Genomic DNA, 15632 nt, shown 5'->3' with positions numbered 1-15632 from the left:
CAAGCATGATCACTGTCTTGGGCTAGAAAGTGTGAATCAGCTTACCATGAATCTCCTGAGAGTCCTTTCGAAAGAAACAGTCTTTCCTGTCTTATGGATCGTCGGTCTGGCCCTCACTTCCCTTCTGCTGCGCCGTGAACCGGCGCCATGTTCTGGCGGGGTTGGTGATTGAGGGATAGTCTGGTGGTCATGGCATGACCCTTGCCAAGTTTTCCTCAAAGCTGGGGGAAGCCCAGCTCATTGTTCTCCTCGCTGGCGATGGCAAGAGCTCTCAAGCCAAAGACATCCAGCATGCCAAGGATCTTGCCCGTCACCTTTAGGGAATAACCCATGACCAAAACCTTAACAACTGTCTGGGATCCAGTCAATCAACTCGGAAAGAGTGAAAACATGGCAGCCTAGCTTGAAGCCGCTTTGCAGGATGGAGATCCACAGCTGTTGGCTGATGGCTTGGGCGATTTGGCTCGTGTCAAGGGCATATCGCAGGTTGCACGGGACGCTGGACTGGGTCGGGAAAGTCTCTACAAGGCTCTCTCCTCAAGCGGTAATCCTGAACTGGCCACTGTCCTGGAGGTCATCTCCGCACTTGGACTTCAACTGCATGCCAGTCCGGCTGTTGGACCGGAGAAGGCGGCCTAGCCATTCCCATGCCTCTGCGCCGCCTCTCAAGGACGCTTGCCAATTGTTCGTTCCCGCCTGCCGGCTTCCCTCCCGTTCATCAGCCGGAAGTACCCGGGGGCACGACACCCCTTAGCAGCGGAGCTTCGGCCAACAAATACGAGCGACGCTTCTTGTTGTTACCTTCTGGGCCCAGCCATTCAGGGGCTCTGGTGGCCATGTCCCAGGGCCTTCCCTCTTGCGGCGGGCAGCGCTGATCCAGGACTGGCCGGGCCTTGTCAGGCTTGTCCATTGCCGCCTGACGCCTCTTGCGCTGCGCTTGTCGCCGGCGTCGCCAGCTGGACAGGCACCGCTGGACTGCTCTGGCATTCCCCTCGACGGCCTCCTGAAGCACTGACTCCTGGTGCCATGGACGCCTTGACCGTCCCCGGGAAGCCTGAACCAGGACCTGCACGCACTCGACCATTCGTGACTGCTGGCCGATCCCCCTGTCCATCGTTAGGTTCTCAACGTGCAGCTCCTGATGTCCAGGAAGTCGCGTAATGGCAACCCCACCAACGCGGATCATGGCTTCCACCCGTTGTGCCCCACATTGCTCGAGGCAAGCCAGATGGCCTTCGTGAATGAAGTCGTCTCAGATGAAGACATTGCCCGATACAACCTGCCCTTCAAGCCTGGCGACGGTCGCTACTGGACCAGGGATCGTGAGCTCGATAGCTATCTGTGGGGTGGGGTTATTCAGAGCTATGCATTTGGATACGATCCAGAAGGGCAGTTTGATTTCTTTCTTCAAGGCACTCTCTTGAGGATTTATCTGAACATGGGCAATGGATCAGAGTCATTTAAGGAGTCTCCGTACCGAATTGTTTGGAAAGAAGTTTCCCATATTCAGCCATTTGACCTTGGCGGTCTGAGCAAGAAAATCGTCCTATCGACCTTGAAAGCTGCGCTTCTCGTCTATGGACTTGACGGCCGCAAGAACGCTTTCGCGCCTGTTCGTCTAGTGTCATTTGAATTCTAGTAAGCCACACAAGTAACACCGCACATTCTTATCATGTTGCTTACTGCTGAGCAGGCGAATGAACTGCTGGATTCTGTGCATACTAAGGAGCAGCTTCTCGAGTTAATCGATCGAGTTGACCACCGAGTTGATGGGCCTGTAACTGTTTTGTATAGTGGATTTACTGGTGAGTTTCAATCAGAGGGGACTCGTCGGCTGCATTCAGGGGCGATTGCAGAAGCCCTTCACCGATCTGGTAACAATGTTCGTACAATAGATCAGTCAGAAGCCGGAAAGTTTCTGAACCAGACTGAAGGAACGCAGTTCTACAATGAAAAGCTGAGAAAAAAGTTTGAAGAAATATTTAGGGATAACCCTGATGAGCTTAGGAGCTTCATGGATGGCGAAAGAATTGGTAACTCAAGAATCAACAATGGGGTTTGGGATCGGCTGTCTGCGAAATACGCTGCCGATGCAGTAGGCGAGGTCGTGACATTTACTGGAAGTGCTGTTGATAATCGAGTTTTCTTCCAAACCGAACTCCCAATAATTCTTAGCAACCCAAATGTCACAAGTATAGATGGCATTCCTATTGAGGCATTCCGGGGGATGACAATCGAGGAAGCATTCTCAGTCATTGTAACTGCTTCTGATGAAAGAGCCTCAAAGCTGAAGATTGCAGTCGATGCAGCTGGCAATCCAGTGATGGTGGATAGGCATTACGTCCTCGACGCGCAAAGCTTCTTTGCGGATTCCAAAGCAATCAATGGAAATGCTCCTCCACCCGATACTCCGATGCGGTCCATGGCGGACTTTATTCCCCAGGAGAGAGTGGCAGCCCATCGTGAATCGCTTAGAGAGATACGAATCGCTCAGGATAATCTGGCTGTTCACTACAAACAGGATTCTCTTCAGCAGACTCCACAGGGTCCTTCGCGTTGGCTTAGGGCCATGGATCAGCTGGGTCACATTGCTGATGTCGTCAGCCTTGCGGCCGTAGCCCATGATGCCAAAGCGGCGATGGATGCGGGCGATCAAGAGGCCGCACAGCGCATCATGACCCAATGGGCACTTGAGAATGCCGGGGCGATTCTTGCTGGACGTTTGGCATCACTGGCGGTGGCACCACTGCTCGCTGCCGGTCCGCTGGGCTGGTTGGCTGCCGGAGGATTGGTGCTGTCTGCCTCCATGCTCGGAAGTGCCTACTCCGACGAGGCTGCAGAGTTCGTGGCCGGTCACCTCGCTGATCTCTGGGACCAGGGGTTGGAGGCATTGAGAACTCAGTTTCAAGCGGCGGAAAGAACCTACTCCTGCCCTCTAGTCCTGGATCTTGACCGCAATGGAGTGATCACGTCAGCGCAACAGAGTTCTGAGGTCTATTTTGATCATGATGTCAATGGTTTCGCTGAACGGACAGGTTGGGTCAGTCCTACCGATGGACTTCTTGTTCGTGATCTTGATGGGAATGGCCTGATTGATCATGGTGGCGAACTATTTGGCAATCACACCGTGCTGCCCAATGGGATGAAGGCAGCAAATGGGTTTGAGGCGCTTAAGGCACTTGATGGAAATGGGGATCGTTGGATCGACCAGCTTGATCCCGCATGGTCGACTCTGAAGATATGGATCGACCGCAACAGCAATGCGGTCGCCGAACAAGGTGAAATGGTGAGCCTCAGCGAGGCAGGTGTACGTCGCCTTGGTGTGACCTATGCCACGTCAGATATCGTGGATCTTCATGGGAACCGACACCTTCAGCTCGGTGAATTCCAGTCGTCGGATGGCACTCTTAAGTCAATGAACGATGTCTGGTTTCAGGTAGACCAGGCACGTACCAGATGGCTGCATACCCTCACGCTTGATGACGATCTCTTGTTGCTTCCAGACCTCAAAGGAATGGGCAAGGTGCCTGATCTTCGTCAAGCCATCGCAGCGGATGAATCTGGAGAACTGCGTCTTCTTCTGGAACGATGGATCCAGGGCAGCACCTTGCAGCGTGAGGCATTGATTGATCCACTGATCTTTCGTTGGGTCGGGGTGTCTTCTGGACAGTCCGTTGCTGGTTCGGATGCGATTGATGGTCGGCTTGTTGTCATGGAGCGCCTGCTCGGTCAGAGCTTTCGCCAGGGCTGGACTGACCCTCGGCCGATTGGGCAGGCGGCAAGGATGCTTCATCTGGCCTATGAGAACTTCCGCCTTCAGCTGGAGAATCTGTTGACTCTGCAGACGGACGCATTGCCGATCCTGAAATGGCTCGTGTCGCCTGATGGTGACATTCATTCGCGGCCATCGGGGCAGACGCTCAAATTGATCGCTGACTATCTTGATACAGGCTTTTTCGAATCATCAGACTACCTCGGGTTGTATCGGCTTACCCGATCACTTCAATCGCTCGGAGAATCTGGCACTTTGGTTCTGGCCGCATTACAGGAATCGTTGATTTCCGAGCCTGTGAAGGGAGGCCTTTTCCGGCGACTTGCTTCTGAGCATCGCCTTCAGCATGGGTCTGACCAGGCCAACCATCTGTCTGGTACCGACGGCCAGGATCTGCTCGATGGCGGAGCGGGTGATGACCTGCTGCATGGGGGAGCGGGCCGTGACTGGCTGGTGGCGGGAAGCGGCAACGACAGCCTGAATGGTGGGATCGGAGATGACGTGTATGTGATCGGCCAGGGCGGAGAGCGGAAGGAGATCAGCGATACGGATTTTGTGAGCGGGAATCGCGATGTGGTCAGTTTTCCGACTCTGCGTTCCCAGGACATCACATCAATCGAGCGGCACGGAAGTCATCTGATTCTGCGCGACTCGCGCGCGGGTCAGTTGAAAGTAGAGAACTATTTTGCCTCAGAGGTCCACCGCATTGAAGCCTTCCGGTTCGCAAACGGTGTGATCTGGGGAGATGGCCATCTCCGTGACCGTGTCGCTGTGAGTGGCGCGACAGCAGGGAATGACACGCTTGGTGGTTTCAATGACATGGCGAACCGAATCAAGGGACTCGATGGCCACGACCTGCTGTATGGAGGCATCTTCAATGATGCGTTGACAGGCGGGAATGGCAATGACACTCTGCATGGAGCCGATGGTGATGACATCCTTGATGGTGGTGCTGGTCATGATGCGCTTCATGGTGGTAGAGGGCGTGATCGTCTCATCTCCGGTTCGGGAAATGACACCCTCGTCGGCGGTGAGGGGGATGACACCTATGTGATTGTTAGGAGTGGTGGTATCAAGACGATCATGGACCATGAACCCAATGCGGTGGTGAACAATGACTTGGTGACCTTCTCCAATCTCAGGTCCACCGACCTTTTGTCAACGCGACGACAGGGTGCTCATCTCGAATTGAGGTTCTCCACCAAGGATCAGCTGATCGTTTCGAATTACTTTCTCTCCAGGGACTACGGGATTGAAGCTTTTCGCTTCTCTAACGGGGTCACCTTCGGCGAAGCGGACATCCATGCCCTTATCCTCCCGTTTTAGGTCTCTTTGCCGCATCCCCCTCATTCGGCCTCGGCCGATAGATCGCCACCCCGATCACATCCTTCACCCGCCCCGCGTAGGCCGCGAAGTTCTCACTGCGGATCACCCCCGCCCCCTCCGCCGCGTGGATCGCATCCACCACCCCGTCGCGTTTCTCCAGGAAGCCCACGTGGGTCACATCCAGCCCCGGCACCTTCGTCACCAGCGCGAAGATGTCGCCGCTGCGCAGCGACGGCAGCACCCCCGGCAGCGCCGCCAGCGGGATGTAGGGCTGCTGTAGCACCAGATCCTTCTCCAGCTCGGTGATGCACTGTTTGTTGCGGGCCACCTGCATCGGCTTGTAGCTGCCCGCGTTGTTGCTCATGAAGTTGAGCGCCACCGTGCGCGTGCTGGCCCCCGGCAGGAACGGGGTGAGGTTCACCACGTAGCCGTTGCGCTCGGCCGCCTCCGCCCAGCGGCTGAAGTAGTGCTGCCGCCGGCAGTAGTCCACCTCGCCGTTCACGTAGCGCAGCCGCCGCACGTGCTGGGTGAAGCGCGCTACTCCCTCATCCTGGGTGTCCACCTTGCGGCTGTTGCTCAGCGCCAGCAGCTGCTCCACGAACAGGAAGCAGTCGAAGTTGGTGAGGTCCAGCTGCAGCCGCTCCTTCGGGCCGCCATCAAGGGAGAACCCCTTGAAGGGATAGTCGAGGAAGCGGCGCGCCAGCTGCACCAGCGCCTGGTTCATCGGCGCCCAGGCGGTGGCATCGATCGCCTCCGCCGCCAGCACCCGCGTCTCCCCCACGAACTTGGGCGTCGGGTCCCCCAGGGCCACCCCCCCCGGCAGGGGAGGCAAGGCGGCCGCCACACGGGGATTGGCGGGGGTGGCATGGCGCAGCAGCAGGTTGGCCGCCGCAAAGCTCGCCCCGGCCGTGATCAGCACCGTCAACACCAGCAGGAGAGTGGGTTTGCGCATCCAGCCGCCACCGCCCCGGCGACCCTACAGCCGCCCTCAGGCGGCGCTGCTCGCCAGCCACTCCGCCAGCGACACCGCCGGTTGCTCGGGGCTGCTGGTGATCTCGATGATGCGGCCGATCGCCGCCGGGCTCTCCACCGCATCCAGGCACACCCGCGCCACCAGCCGCCGCGGAATGCTGTCGCTCTCCTGCTGGTCGGGCCCGCTGAAGCGGATCCCCTCCGCCTCGATCCCTTCTTCTGTTTCCTTCAGCCCCCCCGGGCGCACCACCGTCCACTCCAGGCCGCTGGCTGCCAGCCAGCGTTCCCCCACCCCCTTCCACACCAGGATCAGCCCGAACAGATTCAGCGGATGCAGCCAGCGGCCGCTGCACAGGGAACTCACCAGCACCACCCGCGTCACACCGGCCGCTTGGCAGGCGGCGATCTGGGGCCGCATCGCCAGGGCATCCACCTTCAGCGGCCCGGCCAGATCCACCGACGGCCGCGCCCCGGTGGCGATCACCAGGCCGTCGCAGCCCTGAAGGGCCGCCGTGAGGGCCTCCGTATCCCCCAGCTCCAGCCGCACCAGCTCGGCCCCCTCCAGCCCCGGTGGCACCTCGGAGCTCGGCCGCAGGATCGCCTTCACCCGCCAGCCCCGGCCCAGGGCCTCTGCCACCACCCGCCAGCCCGTCTTGCCTGAAGCTCCGGTCACGGCGAGGCAGGTCATGGCGGGGGGAGGGGCGCAGCGTTGAGGCCCCATTCTCGGCGGCGGCGGCCGGCCGTGGGGCTTCTGGGTAGGCTGCTGGAATGGCCGAAATGGTTCTCGAAGTCAGCCACCTGAGCGTGCGGCGCGAGGGAGTCACGGCCGTGGATGACGTCAGCTTCCAGCTGCGGGCCGAATCCGACACGGCCCTGGTGGGACCCAACGGCGCCGGCAAGAGCACCCTGGTGCAGGCCATCCTCGGCATCCTGCCCCGCCAGGCCGGTGAGGTGCGCTTCCTCGGCTGCAGCCTCGGCAGCCGCGGCCAGCTGCCGCGCGAGCTGCGGGCCCGCCTCGCCTACCTGCCCCAGACCCTGATCCCCCGCGGCCGCTTCCCGCTCACCGTGGCGGAGTTCGTCGGCCTGGGCTGGGATCCCCCGGGCCTGGCCCTGCCCTGGCTGGGCCGCGAAGAGCGCCGCAGCGCTGTCCGTGCCGCCCTGCGCAAGACCCTCTGCTCCGACCTGGCCGACCGCCTGCTCTCGGAGCTCTCCGGCGGCCAGCTCAAGCGCGTGCTGCTGGCCTCCTGCGTGGTGCGCCCCCGCCGCCTGCTGGTGCTGGATGAAGCCCAGGCCGGCCTCGACGCCCGCGCCGCCGAACAGTTCCACACCCTCCTCTATCAGCTCCGCCGCAGCGAGGGCTGGACCATCCTGCAGGTCTCCCACGACCTGGAGATGGTGCGCCGCACCTGCGACGGCGTGCTCTGCCTCAACCGCAGCCTCCGCTGCCACGGCACCCCCGACCACGCCCTCAGCCCCTCCCGGCTCGAGCAGATCTACGGCCTCGGCTTCGTTCCCTACCACCACCGGCACCCTGCTCAGCGGCCCGCACCCCCCGAGGACGCCCCGCCGGCCTGAGCGGGCACCGCTGCCGCCGGCAGGGGCCGGCCGAAGTCGCTGGGCTGGCGGTAGAGCCAGCGAACGGTGGCCCGATCCCGCGGGCTGAGCGCCAGCACCGGCCGGGGCCCCGGCACCGCCGCCATCGCATCGGCCGGGTCGTCGCTGTGGCCCCACAGCCCGAAGGCATGGCCCAGCTCGTGCAGGGCTGTGGCCTCGGTGGCCTCGGGCCGCTGCCCCGGGCTGATCTGCACCCGCACCTGGGGCTCCAGGATCCAGCCCGTGCCCCGGTCCACCGCCAGCACCGCCAGCTCGGCCCGCCCGTGGCTGGCCCGCGTGCGGCCGGAGGCTCCCCTGAGCAGGGGCGGCCGGCGCCGCAGGATCCGCACCTGGGCCGCCGCCGGATCCGCCACCCGGGTGATCGCCAGCTCCTGCCCCCAGGTCCCCAGGGCCCGCTCCACGGCGGCAAGCCAGCGCTCGTCCCACATCCGGGCGGGCCCTTCGCTGGCCGCCGGCTCCACCCAGACGCACCAGTGATCCAGCCGCGCCCAGCCCAGGGGCGTCGGCCGCAGCGCTTGCCGGTAGTCGGTGGCGCCGGCCGGGGTGGTGACGGGCGCCGCCGCGGTGGCGATCGGCGTCGCGGCGGCAGGGGGGCTGGGTTCCATCGGTCGGCTGGCCCGGCCGGGGGCACAAGTGGGGCCGGTGGGGGCAGCGGGGGCCGCCAGGGCCGGCAGCCGCAGCGCCTGCAGCAGCAGGGCCACCGCGGCGCCTCCCAGCACCAGCCGGAGCGGCCAGCGCCGGCCCATCAGCCCGCCAGTCCGACGCCGCGGGCCATCAGGGCGGCCATCAGGGGAATGGCGGCGAAGCCCGCCAGCTCGATGTTCAGCACCCAGCGCAGCCGGTTGGCCAGGGCCTCGCTCACCTTCGGCAACTCCCCCTTGCGCAGGGGGATGGCCCAGAGGATGTAGGTGATGGTGGGGTACAGCGACAGGGCGCCCACCGCCAGGTAGGTGCCCACCTTCCACCAGAACAGGGGGTTCTCGGTGTAGAAGCTGGAGCCCTGGCCGAAGTACAGCACCCGCAGGATGCCGCTGAGCAGCACCCCCAGGGCGGCCAGGCCGTAGGTCACGTCCGTGATCACCATCAGGATCGCGTCCTTGCGGTCAGGGTCGGGCCGGATCAGGCGCCGCTCCAGCACCAGGGCCCCGAAGCAGACCATGAAGCTCAGGTAGTGGACGTAGGCCACTCCGGCGCTGGAGAGCACCTCGGAGGGGATGGAGAGAAGCCCGGCCATCGGCTGGAGTCAGGTGATCGCCCCGGACGGTAGCGGCTGCCTCCCGCTCACCGGGAACCCTGGGCGGCCCTGGAAAGAGGAAATCAGCACAAATTATGGAAACAACGGACGCTGGAGGGCGTCGTATGTGGAAGCCGCAACGGAACACTGAAGGCTTTCTGTTCGTTTCAGGAACATCCAGAAACAACCCTAGGTTCGACACAGCGATTCGGATGCTCCATGGCGAGTTCCCTCAGTGCCTTTCTCGGCGAGATCGGCCGTCACCAGCTGCTGACCCCTGAGCAGGAGCTCACCCTCGGGCGAAAAGTGCAGGCGATGGTGAGCCTCAACGAACGTTGCGCCCAGGCCGGTGGCAGCGGCCCGGCCTGCGAATTCGATGATCTTGAGAAGCGCACCCTGCGCAACGGGGAGCGTGCAAAACAGCAAATGGTGACAGCCAATCTCCGGCTCGTCGTCAACCTCGCCAAGCGTTATCAAGGCAAGGGCCTGGATCTGCTTGATCTCATCCAGGAAGGAACGATCGGTCTGACCCGCGCGGTCGAGAAGTTCGACCCCACCCGCGGTCACCGTTTCAGCACCTATGCCTACTGGTGGATCCGCCAGGGTCTCAACCGCGCCCTCTCCACCCAGAGCCGCACGATCCGCATTCCGGTCAACGTCAACGAGAAACTCACCCGGCTGCGGGCCGCCAAGGCCCGCCACCTCCAGTCCCACGGGTCCTCCCCGAACGCCGCCGAACTGGCCACCGCCATGGGGCTGCCCGTGGCCGAGGTGGAGGATCTGCTGGGCTGCGAGCTGCGCAGCGTCACCGTGAGCCTGCAGGGGGCCGTCCGCTCCAAGGCCGATCCCTCCGAGCTGGTCGATGTGCTGCCCAGCAACGAGCCGGCGCCGATGGAGCGGGCCGAGCAGGCCGAGCGCACCGCCTCGGTCTGGACGCTGCTGGAGAAGTCCAACCTCACCCCCAAGGAACGCACGGTGGTGATGCTGCGCTTCGGGCTCGACGGCAGCCACGAGTGGCGCACCCTGGCCGAGGTGGCCCGCCAGCTGGAGTGCAGCCGCGAGTACTGCCGCCAGGTGGTGCAGCGGGCCCTGCGCAAGCTCCGCAAGACCGGCATCGAGAGCGGCCTGGTGGAGGAGTGAAGGGTGGGGGATCCGTCCCTCGTCCATCACCGGTCATGGCCCACAGAATGACCTGACGCCCTTCCCGTGGCGTGTTCCCCTCCCCGAGCAGATCGCCATGGCTGGTGCCCCTTCGGCCACTGCCTTTGCTGACCAGTCCTTTGCTGACCAGGCCACCTCTCACCAGAGTGGCGCCGGCCAGGACCCCGTCGACGCCGAGGTGCTCGAGAGCTCGGTGGTCGATGAGGCCCTGCTGGTGCGCCTGCTGCGCCGGGCCGGCCGCACCATCGCCCGTCCGGCCTTCGAGTGCCTGGAGCTGCTGCTCGATGGCGCCACGCCGCCCCAGGTGCGGCTGACCGTCCTGGCGGCCCTCACCTACCTGCTGCTGCCCCTCGATGTGATCCCTGATTTCATCCCGGCGGCCGGCTTCAGTGACGACATGGTGGCCCTCACCGCCCTGCTGGGGCTGTGCAGCACCCATCGGACGCCGGCGATCCGCGCCCGGGCCCAGAGCCGGCTCGACCGCTGGTTTCCCCTGTCCCGCCGGCAGGGGTAGGGTCCGGCGATGCCCGCCTCCGCCCCCACCCTCAGCCCGGAGCAGCTCGACGAGCTGCAGAGCCTCCTCAAGGACTGGTTGCGCCTCAGCGGCCGCACCCAGTCCGACCTCCGTCGGGCCCTGCGGGCCGGTTCGATCCGCATGCCGGTGCTGATCGACGAACTGCATCGCACCTACTGCCGCGAGGGGGCGGCCGGTCTGGCGGAACGGCTCTGTGCCATCGAGGCCGGCTGGCTCTGCGAGCAGCCCGGCGGAGCTGCGGATCCCGCTGGAGACGATGGCCTGCTCGAGGATTCGATGGGACAGCTCGACCTGCTGCTGCAGGAGATCCGGGCGGACGGCGGGGCCTGAACGGCCTGGCCATCCATGCTGGCGGGTCAGGCGACCAGCCTCCAGAGTGGGGGCTCAACGCACCCGCGGCCCCAGCCGACGCCCCACCGCCATGAACGCCTCCGCCGTCTCCCGCCGCGCCCTTCCCTGGTCCATGGGGGCCGCCGCCCTGGTCAGCGGTCTGGTCGTCACCACGGCGGCCCAGGCCCAGGTGGAGTCCTTCCTGCTCAAGCGCGGTGGCAATGTGGGCCCGGAAACCCAGATCAAGCCCACCAACTGCGTCACCGGGCCGGATGGCTCCATCAGCTGCGACACGGTGATTGAGAACCCCCCCAGCGACACGCCGGCCCAGCCGACCTTCCAGCCCTTCAAGAACTGATGCGACGTCTGCAGCGGATTTTCCAGGACAAGCCCTTCCTCCACCTGATCGACCGGGGTGAGCGCCTGGTGGCCAAGGTGCTGGCCGCCGTGCTGTTCCTGGTGCTGGCGGTGGCCACCCTCAAATTCTCCTTCGACGTGCTCCTGCAGCTGGCGAATCCCGGCGTGCGCTGGGAGGGCCAGGGGCTCATCGCCGTGCTGGGAGATCTGCTCAACCTGCTGATCGCCATCGAGGTGCTGCAGAACATCACCTCCTATCTGCGCCGCCATGTGGTGCAGATCGAGCTGGTGCTGCTCACGGCGATCACCGCCGTGGCCCGGAAGGTGATCGTGCTGCCTCCGAATGCCGAGAACAAGCCGATGCTGGTGGTCGGCCTCGGGGTGGCGGTGGTTTGTCTGGCGGCGGCCTTCTGGATGGTGCGCCAGGTCAATGAGCGGGAGGCTGATGAGCGGCAGACACCGGCCAGAAGAGGGCCAGCCAGATCGTTCCAGGCGGCGGGTCACTCGCCAGCAGCCGGTGCCGACGGCCCGCACTGATCAGCAGGGCATCACCGCAGGCGAGGGCGCGGGGCTCGGCCTCATCGGCAAACTGGAGCCGGGCACTCCCCTGCAGCAGCACCACCCACTCATGCTCCCGCTGGTCGTACCAGAAGCCCTCGGGGCTGTGGGCGTTGCAGGAGTGGATCCGCTCCAGCCGCAGCTGGGGGGTCTGCAGCAGCACGGTGGTGACCTCCTCCCCGTCGGCCGGGCAGGGGCTCCGCACCAGGGAGGCCCCGCCATCCACCGCGTCGGTCGCGGGCCCCTCGTCCGGCGTCGTCTCCCCCCAGCGGCGGCCGATCTCGAAGCCGCGGGAGCGGGCCAGGGCCACCACCTGATGGTGGTCGCCGCAGTCCCGCAGGGCCTGGCGCAGGGCAGGGTCGGCCTCGCTCAGGGCCACGAAGGCGTTGAGCTGGCGCACCTTCTCCAGGAACTGCTGCAGCTGGGCTTCGGCCATCGGGGGCTGGTGGGCTGGCGTCAGAGCAGATCCTTGCCCATCCGCCAGCGCAGGAACGCCACGCCGCCGAGCGTCACCGTCTCCTCGGCGTCCACCACCCACCCCCGCCGCTCCAGCAGCGGCCGGGAGAGCTGGCTGGCCTCGGTGAGCAGGCGAGTCACCCCCCGCGAGCGGGCGTGCCCTTCCAGGGCCTCCAGCAGGGCGCTGGCCCGCCCCTGGCGACTGGAGCGGCCCCGGCAGTAGAGCAGGGCGAGCCGGTCGACGGGATCGAGAAGGGCAAACGCCTCGATGATCGTGTCGTCATGGTGGGTGGTGCTCACCAACCCATGGCCGCGTAGCAATGACGACCGGAAGTCATCATTGCGACCGGCCTGTTGCGACCAGGCCTCGATCTGCGACGGGCTGTAGAGGTTCCCGGCCTGGCTGATGACCGCTTCGTGATAAACGGCGATCAGCTGCTGGCAATCATCGGGACGGAGCGGACGGATCGGCAGCATCGAGGCGGTGGTTGTGCATTGATGGTGGCCGCTATCGGCGGAAGGCTGATCGCGCTGGTGTATGTTTTACACCTAACCTCACACCTGTCTCCACTTACATACCATGCTGACTGGATCGGAATTGCTGGCCAAGGTCAAGGAGCTCGGCGATGTCGGCAAGTCCGAGATCGTTCGGGCCTGTGGCTATGTTTCCACCAAGAAGGATGGCGCTGAGCGCCTGAACTTCACCGCCTTCTACGAGGCCCTGCTCGAGGCCAAGGGGGTCGAGTTCGGTGCGGCCGGCAAGGTGGGCAAGGGTGGGCGCAAGCTCAGCTATGTTGCCACGGTGCAGGGCAACGGCAATCTGCTCATCGGCAAGGCCTACACCGCCATGCTGGATCTCAAGCCCGGCGATGAGTTCGAGATCAAGCTGGGTCGCAAGCAGATCCGCCTGATCCCCGCCGGCAGCGCCGACGACGAAGATTGATCATCTGGCGTCGGCTGGTGTCGTTTCTGGTGGCTCTGTGGCTGCTCCTGGCCCTGGTTCTGCCGCCGGCCGCCCTCGGCTTTCCCGGGGCGGCTTTCGCTCTGTCAACGCCCCTGTCAACGGCCTCGTCCTCGTCCCCCGGCCCTGAGGCGGAGGTCAGCGAGGGCGGCGTGCTCCAGGTGAGCGTTCTGGAGGCGGGCGGTTCCCTGTTTCTGGCCCACTGCGCCGGCTGCCATTTCCAGGGGGGCAACATCATCCGCCGTGGCAAGACCCTGAAAATGGCGGCCCTGGAGCGCAACGGCGTTGCCTCTCCGGACGCCATCGCCGCCATCGCCGCCGGTGGCATCGGCCAGATGGGTGGCTATGCCCAGTCCCTCGGCGAGGGCGGCCCGGAGGCGGTGGCCGCCTGGGTGTGGCAGCAGGCCCTTGACGGCTGGCCCCGGGCCTGATCCCCCGCGGGTTCAGAAGGCCTGGATCCAGGGGTGGACCTCCACGGCGGTCCAGATCCCCTGCCGCCAGTAGATGTCCCCCTTGACGAGGCTCTCCACCGTCTCCTGGTCATCGGCCTCGTAAAGGCCGAACACGAAGCGGGTGTCGGCCGTGGGGCCCAGGGTGACCAGCACGCCCTCCTCCTTCTGGCGCTTCAGTCCGGCCAGATGCTCCTCCCGGAACGGGGTGCGGCGCTCGAGCACATCGGAGCAGTAGGTGCCCCAGAGGACGAATTTCATGGGCGAACGGCGGCGGCCGCCGGGTCGGGGTGAACGCCCCTCAGCCTTTCATCCCCGGTGCCCCTCGGCGTTCTTCTGAAACACCAGCAGCCGGTTGTTGGCGGGCATCGCCTCATCGGCCTGCAGGTGCAACCCCAGGCCGGCGGCCTCGTGCTGGATCGCCTCGGCGTCGCGCACCCCCATGGCCGGATCCAGCTGGCGCAGGTGGGCATCGAAGGCCTCATTGCTCGTTGCGGTGTGGCGAGCGCCATAGCGGAACGGCCCGTAGATCAGCAGCAGGCCATCCGCCGCCAGCACCCGGGCGCTGCCCGCCAGCAGCTGGGGCACGGCCGCCGCCGGCATGATGTGCAATGTGTTGGCCGTGAACACGGCCTCGAAGGGGCCCACGGGCCAGGCGGGCTGGGTCACATCCAGCACCAGCGGAGCCGCCACCTGTGCCCCCGGGGCCAGTGCGTTGCCGCCCTCGAGGGTGATGCGTGCGGCCAGGCCCCCCAGGGCCTCCTGCCGCTCGCTCGGCTGCCAGCGGATCCCCGGCAGATGGCGGGCCATGTGGATGGCGTGCTGGCCGCTGCCCGAGCCCACCTCCAGCACCCGGCCGCCGGGGGCCAGCCAGCGGCGCAGCAGCGTCAGGATCGGCTCCTGGTTGCGCAGGCAGGCGGGCGAGAACGGCAGGGCATCGACGTCCATCGGCCCATCATGGGGGCAGATGCCCCGTGGCCATGCGTGTTCCTTCCCTGTTCGCCGCCCTGCTGCTGGCGCTGGCCCTGGGCGCCTGCGCCCCTGCCCTCTGAGGCTGGCTCAGAGCGGCTGGTCGAGGGCCGTGCGCAGCTCGGCGACGAAGGCGGCGGCATCGGCGGCCACATCGGTGCCGCTCTGGTGGGCTGCGGCCATGCGCCGGACCAGGGCGCTGCCCACGATGGCGCCATCGGCGCCCCAGCGGCGCACCTGGAAGGCCTGCTCACCGGTGGCGATGCCGAAGCCCACGGCCACCGGCGTGGGGCCCAGCTCCCGCAGCCGCCCCACCAGCGGACCCACCCGGTCCTCCAGGCTGGTGCGCACCCCGGTCACCCCGGTGACGCTCACCAGGTAGGTGAAGCCGCGGCTGGCGGCGTGGATGCGGGCCATGCGTTCGGCCGGGGTGTTGGGGGCCACCAGCAGCACCAGATCCAGGCCGTGGCCGGCGGCGATGGCGGAGAGCTTCTGGGCCTCCTCCAGCGGCAGATCGGGCACCACCAGGCCGGCGGCGCCGGCGGCGGCCGCTTCACGGCAGAAGCTGTCCATGCCCCGGTTGAGCAGGGGGTTGCTGTAGGTGAACAGCACCACCGGCACGCTGAGCCGGCCCCGCAGGGAGGCCAGCATCTCCAGCACCCGGCCTGGCGTGGTGCCGGCGGCCAGGGCACGGCTGGCGGCGGCCTGGATCACCGGGCCGTCGGCCAGGGGATCGCTGTAGGGGATGCCCAGCTCGATCAGGTCGGCGCCGGCGGCCTGCAGTGCCAGCAGGCTGGCGGCCGTGACGGAGAGATCGGGATCGCCCGCCATCAGGAAGGGCATCAGGGCGCAGCGCCCCTGGGCCCTCAGGGCGGTGAAGCGTTCCTGGATCAGGGTGGGGGCGGTGCTGGGGCCGGCGGTGGCGGCGACGCTCATCG

The 15632-nt window shown here is 65.3% G+C and carries 20 protein-coding genes; 11 read left to right on the top strand and 9 right to left on the bottom strand.

Annotated elements, in window-relative coordinates:
• Positions 1 to 414: 414 nt before the first annotated feature.
• From L107_RS16715 to L107_RS16945, 3 genes are all read left to right on the top strand, one after another.
• Entirely contained in the window at positions 415 to 639 is a 225-nt protein-coding gene (locus L107_RS16715) for an addiction module antidote protein (RefSeq protein WP_255451619.1), read from the top strand.
• A gap of 502 nt (positions 640 to 1141) precedes the next feature.
• Positions 1142 to 1639: a hypothetical protein gene (locus L107_RS13600; RefSeq protein ID WP_159819673.1), complete on the top strand. Its 498-nt coding sequence runs from the start codon at positions 1142 to 1144 to the stop codon at positions 1637 to 1639.
• Between the two features lie 33 nt (positions 1640 to 1672).
• Complete coding sequence (locus tag L107_RS16945; RefSeq protein ID WP_159819671.1) at positions 1673 to 5098, top strand: calcium-binding protein; 3426 nt, start codon at positions 1673 to 1675, stop codon at positions 5096 to 5098.
• Here L107_RS16945 and L107_RS13590 read toward each other — a convergent pair.
• A complete protein-coding gene (locus tag L107_RS13590; RefSeq protein ID WP_159819669.1) occupies positions 5082 to 6050 on the bottom strand; it encodes an N-acetylmuramoyl-L-alanine amidase-like domain-containing protein in 969 nt (322 codons plus the stop codon). The two genes, L107_RS16945 and L107_RS13590, sit on opposite strands and share 17 nt — an antisense overlap.
• Before the next feature lie 36 nt (positions 6051 to 6086).
• On the bottom strand, positions 6087 to 6758 hold the full coding sequence (locus L107_RS13585; RefSeq protein WP_159819667.1) for an SDR family oxidoreductase: 672 nt from the start codon (positions 6756 to 6758) through the stop codon (positions 6087 to 6089).
• A gap of 80 nt (positions 6759 to 6838) precedes the next feature.
• Between L107_RS13585 and L107_RS13580 the strand changes: the two genes are divergently transcribed.
• The gene (locus L107_RS13580; RefSeq protein WP_159819665.1) at positions 6839 to 7645 is read left to right on the top strand and encodes a metal ABC transporter ATP-binding protein; all 807 of its coding nucleotides are present in this window, start codon (positions 6839 to 6841) and stop codon (positions 7643 to 7645) included.
• On the opposite strand, the gene L107_RS16400 is transcribed toward L107_RS13580, so the two are convergent.
• On the bottom strand, positions 7606 to 8430 hold the full coding sequence (locus L107_RS16400; protein WP_201295899.1) for a peptidase: 825 nt from the start codon (positions 8428 to 8430) through the stop codon (positions 7606 to 7608). The two genes, L107_RS13580 and L107_RS16400, sit on opposite strands and share 40 nt — an antisense overlap.
• Positions 8430 to 8918 (bottom strand): DUF2214 family protein, encoded by a 489-nt coding sequence (locus tag L107_RS13570; RefSeq protein ID WP_094584798.1) that lies wholly within the window; start codon positions 8916 to 8918, stop codon positions 8430 to 8432. The genes L107_RS16400 and L107_RS13570 overlap by 1 nt, the downstream gene beginning before the upstream one ends.
• Before the next feature lie 219 nt (positions 8919 to 9137).
• Here L107_RS13570 and L107_RS13565 point away from each other — a divergent pair, with 219 nt between their 5' ends.
• From L107_RS13565 to L107_RS13545, 5 genes are all read left to right on the top strand, one after another.
• Positions 9138 to 10058 (top strand): sigma-70 family RNA polymerase sigma factor, encoded by a 921-nt coding sequence (locus tag L107_RS13565; protein WP_015110837.1) that lies wholly within the window; start codon positions 9138 to 9140, stop codon positions 10056 to 10058.
• Positions 10059 to 10155: 97 nt separating this feature from the next.
• The gene (locus L107_RS13560) at positions 10156 to 10593 is read left to right on the top strand and encodes a YkvA family protein (protein WP_236550696.1); all 438 of its coding nucleotides are present in this window, start codon (positions 10156 to 10158) and stop codon (positions 10591 to 10593) included.
• Positions 10594 to 10602: 9 nt separating this feature from the next.
• A complete protein-coding gene (locus tag L107_RS13555) occupies positions 10603 to 10944 on the top strand; it encodes a hypothetical protein (RefSeq protein ID WP_159819663.1) in 342 nt (113 codons plus the stop codon).
• Positions 10945 to 11035: 91 nt separating this feature from the next.
• Positions 11036 to 11302, top strand: a complete 267-nt coding sequence (locus tag L107_RS13550) for a hypothetical protein (protein WP_159819661.1) — start codon at positions 11036 to 11038, stop codon at positions 11300 to 11302.
• Positions 11302 to 11838, top strand: a complete 537-nt coding sequence (locus L107_RS13545) for a phosphate-starvation-inducible PsiE family protein (protein WP_159819659.1) — start codon at positions 11302 to 11304, stop codon at positions 11836 to 11838. Before L107_RS13550 ends, L107_RS13545 begins: the two co-directional genes overlap by 1 nt.
• Here the strand turns inward: L107_RS13545 and L107_RS13540 are convergent.
• Together L107_RS13540 and L107_RS13535 are read right to left on the bottom strand one after the other, a co-directional pair.
• Positions 11729 to 12295: a Nif11 domain/cupin domain-containing protein gene (locus L107_RS13540; RefSeq protein ID WP_159819657.1), complete on the bottom strand. Its 567-nt coding sequence runs from the start codon at positions 12293 to 12295 to the stop codon at positions 11729 to 11731. The two genes, L107_RS13545 and L107_RS13540, sit on opposite strands and share 110 nt — an antisense overlap.
• Positions 12296 to 12315: 20 nt before the next feature.
• Entirely contained in the window at positions 12316 to 12792 is a 477-nt protein-coding gene (locus L107_RS13535; RefSeq protein WP_159819655.1) for a GNAT family N-acetyltransferase, read from the bottom strand.
• A 103-nt stretch (positions 12793 to 12895) separates the two neighbouring features.
• On the opposite strand from L107_RS13535, the gene L107_RS13530 reads away from it, so the two are divergent.
• Both L107_RS13530 and L107_RS17045 read left to right on the top strand, forming a co-directional pair.
• On the top strand, positions 12896 to 13258 hold the full coding sequence (locus L107_RS13530) for an AbrB family transcriptional regulator (RefSeq protein ID WP_015110844.1): 363 nt from the start codon (positions 12896 to 12898) through the stop codon (positions 13256 to 13258).
• Complete coding sequence (locus L107_RS17045) at positions 13255 to 13707, top strand: c-type cytochrome (RefSeq protein ID WP_370515492.1); 453 nt, start codon at positions 13255 to 13257, stop codon at positions 13705 to 13707. The genes L107_RS13530 and L107_RS17045 overlap by 4 nt, the downstream gene beginning before the upstream one ends.
• Before the next feature lie 12 nt (positions 13708 to 13719).
• Here the strand turns inward: L107_RS17045 and L107_RS13520 are convergent, their stop codons facing one another.
• From L107_RS13520 to trpA, 3 genes are all read right to left on the bottom strand, one after another.
• On the bottom strand, positions 13720 to 13986 hold the full coding sequence (locus L107_RS13520) for a YciI family protein (protein ID WP_159819653.1): 267 nt from the start codon (positions 13984 to 13986) through the stop codon (positions 13720 to 13722).
• 48 nt (positions 13987 to 14034) lie between these two features.
• On the bottom strand, positions 14035 to 14673 hold the full coding sequence (locus L107_RS13515; RefSeq protein ID WP_159819651.1) for a DUF938 domain-containing protein: 639 nt from the start codon (positions 14671 to 14673) through the stop codon (positions 14035 to 14037).
• Positions 14674 to 14784: 111 nt separating this feature from the next.
• On the bottom strand, positions 14785 to 15630 hold the full coding sequence (trpA, locus tag L107_RS13510; RefSeq protein ID WP_159819649.1) for a tryptophan synthase subunit alpha: 846 nt from the start codon (positions 15628 to 15630) through the stop codon (positions 14785 to 14787).
• Positions 15631 to 15632: the final 2 nt, after the last annotated feature.

Source organism: Cyanobium sp. Copco_Reservoir_LC18 (assembly GCF_009834675.1).
Classification (GTDB): domain Bacteria; phylum Cyanobacteriota; class Cyanobacteriia; order PCC-6307; family Cyanobiaceae; genus Cyanobium; species Cyanobium minutissimum.
The sequence above is the reverse complement of the archived record's forward strand: the minus strand, read 5'-3'. Positions and strand labels throughout refer to the sequence as shown.